This is a genomic window from Klebsiella sp. OBRC7 (genome assembly GCF_000293135.1).
Lineage (GTDB): Bacteria > Pseudomonadota > Gammaproteobacteria > Enterobacterales > Enterobacteriaceae > Klebsiella > Klebsiella michiganensis.
This window is the reverse complement of the sequence record NZ_ALNJ01000115.1, coordinates 1-3,956: the sequence shown is the minus strand read 5'-3', so window position 1 is coordinate 3,956 and position 3,956 is coordinate 1. Positions and strand designations below refer to the sequence as shown.

At 59.8% G+C, this 3,956-nt stretch carries 3 protein-coding genes and 1 pseudogene; all 4 read left to right on the top strand.

Annotated elements, in window-relative coordinates; translation table 11 throughout:
• A pseudogene (locus tag HMPREF1144_RS22825) lies at window positions 1-260 on the top strand (Bcr/CflA family drug resistance efflux transporter); the annotation flags it as partial.
• A gap of 160 nt (window positions 261-420) precedes the next feature.
• Window positions 421-1,323: an N-acetylmuramic acid 6-phosphate etherase gene (gene murQ / locus HMPREF1144_RS22820; protein WP_009654080.1), complete on the top strand. Its 903-nt coding sequence runs from the start codon at window positions 421-423 to the stop codon at window positions 1,321-1,323.
• Window positions 1,324-1,347: 24 nt separating this feature from the next.
• Complete coding sequence (gene murP, locus HMPREF1144_RS22815) at window positions 1,348-2,781, top strand: PTS N-acetylmuramic acid transporter subunit IIBC (RefSeq protein WP_009654081.1); 1,434 nt, start codon at window positions 1,348-1,350, stop codon at window positions 2,779-2,781.
• Between the two features lie 261 nt (window positions 2,782-3,042).
• Entirely contained in the window at window positions 3,043-3,945 is a 903-nt protein-coding gene (locus tag HMPREF1144_RS22810; RefSeq protein WP_009654083.1) for a DMT family transporter, read from the top strand.
• Window positions 3,946-3,956 lie beyond the last annotated feature (11 nt).

Sequence of the window (3,956 nt, the reverse complement as noted above, 5' to 3'; positions counted from 1 at the left end):
TGGTCGGCCTGTTTTTTACCGTTTCCATGATGAGCGGCATCAGTACCGTTGCCGGCTCGGAAGCGATGAACGCCATTCACGCCCGCCAGTCCGGCACCGCTTCCGCCCTGATGGGCACGCTGATGTTTGTGTTCGGCGGTATTGCCGCGCCGCTGGCCGGACTCGGTGGCGAAACGATGCTCAAAATGAGCTTCGCGATGACCCTTTGCTATCTGGCCGCGCTGCTGATTGGCCTGAAAAAGCCGCACCCCATCGCATAACCTCCTCCGGGGTAATAAAATATTCCAACTATATTACCCCAATTTTTCCCGTCAGTACTGTAATCTCCTATTATTCCTTCAACACCAATCGTGATAACCTTCACAGGAAAGGAATAATTAATTCCTTATACTGCCCGCCACCGTGACTAAAGAGGTTCCTATGAGTATCGACCTGAGCAAACTGCTGACCGAGCGTCGCAACGCCAATAGCGCCAACATTGATATCCTCACCACCGAAGAGATGCTGACGGTGATTAACCAGGAAGACCAGCAGGTGGCTCACGCCATCACCCCCTATCTGCCGCAAATTGCCCAGGTGGTGGATAAGGTCGCGGCGGCGCTGCAGGCGGGTGGTCGACTGATTTACATTGGCGCGGGCACTTCCGGGCGTCTGGGGATCCTTGATGCCAGCGAGTGTCCGCCGACCTTCGGCACCCGCCCGGAGCAGGTGGTGGGCATTATCGCGGGCGGCCATAAAGCCATACTGAGCGCCGTAGAGAACGTCGAAGACAACAAAGCGCAAGGGGCGATGGACCTGCAGAACCTGAACTTTAGCAGCCGCGACGTGCTGGTCGGCCTGGCCGCCAGCGGACGCACGCCGTACGTCATCGGCGCGATGGAGTATGCCCACAGCCAGAACGCTTTTGTCGCCATCGTCAGCTGTAACCCGCACGGCGAAATGGCCCAGCTGGCGGACGTCGCCATTACGCCGGTCGTGGGTCCGGAAGTGGTGACCGGCTCAACGCGCCTGAAGGCGGGCACCGCGCAGAAGCTGGTGCTGAATATGATTTCTACCGGGGCGATGATCCGCATCGGCAAGGTCTACAGCAATCTGATGGTGGACGTGGAAGCGACCAACGCCAAGCTTATCGAGCGCCAGGTGTCTATCGTTATGGAAGCGACCGAATGCGATCGCGCAACCGCCCAGAGCGCGCTGGAAGCGTGCGATCGCCACTGCAAAACGGCAATTGTGATGGTGCTGGCTGATTTAAGCGCCGCGGATGCCCAGGCGCTGCTGGCAAAAAATAACGGCTATATCCGCAAGGCGCTGAGCCACTCCTGACCGCTGACCAACAGGTAATCTGCAATGGCAAAAATAAATAAAGAGATGATAGCGCGGATCCTGCAGCACGTTGGCGGAGCCGGGAACGTCGCGCAGGCGGGCAACTGTATGACCCGGCTGCGCCTGACCCTGCGCGATGAATCACGGGCCGATAGCGCCGCCATCCGCCAGATTGACGGCGTAATGGGGGTGATCGTTAGCGATGAACAGTTCCAGGTCGTCCTCGGGCCCGGCAAGGCGCAAACCGCGGCGGAAATGATGAATGCGTTACTGGAAGAGGCCCCGGCGGATGCGCCATCGCTGGCCGATGTCGCCGCCGAAAAGAAACAGGCGCTGAAGAGCAAGCAAACCAGCGGTATTCAAAAATTCCTCGCGAAATTCGCTACCATCTTCACCCCGCTCATTCCCGGTTTTATCGCCGTCGGCCTGCTGTTAGGGTTCGCCACCCTGGCGGAGCAGATATTTGTCCTCGAAAACGCGCATCCAAACGCGACATTGATGGCGCTGATCGGCTACATGAAAGTGTTCAGCAAGGGGATGTTTACCTTCCTGAGCATCCTGATCGGCTATAACGCCCAGAAAGCCTTCGGCGGCTCCGGGGTCAACGGGGCCATCATCGCAGCGCTGTTTGTCCTCGGCTATAACCCGGAAGCCACCAGCGGCTTCTATTCCGGAATTTCGACCTTCTTCGGCCACGGTATCGACCCGCGCGGCAATATTATCGGCGTGCTTATCGCCGCGATTATCGGCGCGTGGGTGGAACGACAGGTACGCCGCATCATGCCTGCCAACCTCGATATGATCCTCACCTCGGCGGTGACGCTGCTGATTATGGGCGCGATCACCTTTACCGTCATTATGCCTATCGGCGGCTGGCTGTTCACCGGGATGTCATGGCTGTTTCTGCACCTTAACGGTAACCCGTTCGGCTCTGCGGTACTGGCCGGCCTGTTCCTGCTGGCGGTGATGTTCGGCGTCCATCAGGGCTTCGTGCCGGTCTATTTCGCGCTGGTGGATGCGCAGGGGTTTAACTCGCTGTTCCCGATCCTGGCCATGGCCGGTGCCGGACAGGTTGGTGCGGCGCTGGCGCTGTTCTGGCGGGCGAAGCACGGCTCTCTGCTGCGTACGCAAATTAAAGGAGCGATTATTCCCGGCTTCCTCGGCATCGGCGAACCGCTGATTTACGGCGTGACGCTGCCGCGCATGAAGCCGTTTATCACCGCCTGCCTCGGCGGTGCCTGCGGCGGTTTCTTCCTCGGGCTTGTCGCCTGGCTGGGGCTTCCGGTCGGCTTGAATACGGTATTTGGCCCGTCGGGTCTGGTGGCGCTGCCGCTGATGACCTCCGGAAGCGGGATCTACGCCGGAATGGCGGTGTATGCCGCCGGGCTGGCGGTCTCTTATCTGTGCGGCTTCGCCCTGACCTGGCTGTTCGGCAGTAAAAACGTTGATTTAGGCTAGAGCGCGCGTCTGGCGCACGGCGGTGAACCTGAGTTTATCCGCCGCATGGCGGGAGGCACTGACGCCCCATGCTAAATATTTTTTGCACGTGGCGTCGCGTTTCTGTCGGCCCGGTCAGGCGCCAGCCGCCACCGGGCAACGTCGGCCGGGGTACGCTTTGCTGGCCATCTGATAAAGGATCCGGCTACCATTTCCTGCCCCGCTTCCCGCGCGTGCTCATGCTATGATACTGCTTTCGCACTATTTTCACCTGAGGGAAAGATGGGCTCGAGCAAAAAAGGGATGCTGAACGTACTGATCGCCGCCGTGCTGTGGGGCAGTTCCGGCGTATGCGCGCAATATATTATGCAACAAAGCCAGATGTCATCGCCGTTTCTGACCATGACGCGCCTGTTGTTCGCCGGCCTGATCCTTCTGATGCTCTCGTTCTTTCACGGCGATAAGATTTTCCGCGTCCTGCAAAACCGCAAAGACGCCGTCAGTCTGCTGATCTTTTCGCTGTTCGGCGCGCTCACCGTGCAGTACACCTTTCTGATGACTATCGAGCAATCCAACGCCGCCACCGCGACGGTGCTGCAGTTTCTGTCGCCGACGATTATCGTCGCCTGGTTTGCCATCGCCCGCAAAACGCGCCCCAGCCCGCTGGTGCTCGCGGCCATCGCCACCTCGCTGGCGGGCACTTTCCTGCTGGTGACCCACGGCAACCCGACGACGCTGTCGATTTCCCCCACGGCGCTGTTCTGGGGGATTGCTTCGGCGTTTGCCGCCGCTTTTTATACGACTTATCCTTCGACGCTGATTGCCCGCTACGGCACGCTGCCGATTGTCGGCTGGAGCATGCTGCTCGGCGGCGCCATGCTGCTGCCGTTCTACGCCGGACAGGGCAACCATTTTGTGGTGACCGGCGGCCTGCTGCTGGCCTTTTTCTACCTGGTGGTCATCGGCACCTCGCTGACCTTCAGCCTCTATCTGAACGGCGCGCAGAAGATTGGCGGCGCGAAGGCGGGGATCCTCAGCTGCGCGGAGCCGCTGAGTAGCGCCCTGCTCTCCCTGCTGCTGCTCGGCATCACTTTTACCCTCCCGGACTGGCTGGGCACGCTGTTGATTCTCTCGTCGGTGGTGCTGATCGCCATGGATTCGCGGCGGCGGGTTAAAACGGCCTGACGATTATCGGC

What these genes read in the sequence shown, in the direction of transcription:
- murQ (WP_009654080.1), top strand. Translation starts at nt 421, where the DNA reads ATGAGTATCGACCTGAGCAAACTGCTGACCGAGCGTCGCAACGCCAAT.
- HMPREF1144_RS22810 (WP_009654083.1), top strand. Translation starts at nt 3,043, where the DNA reads ATGGGCTCGAGCAAAAAAGGGATGCTGAACGTACTGATCGCCGCCGTG.
- murP (WP_009654081.1), top strand. Translation starts at nt 1,348, where the DNA reads ATGGCAAAAATAAATAAAGAGATGATAGCGCGGATCCTGCAGCACGTT.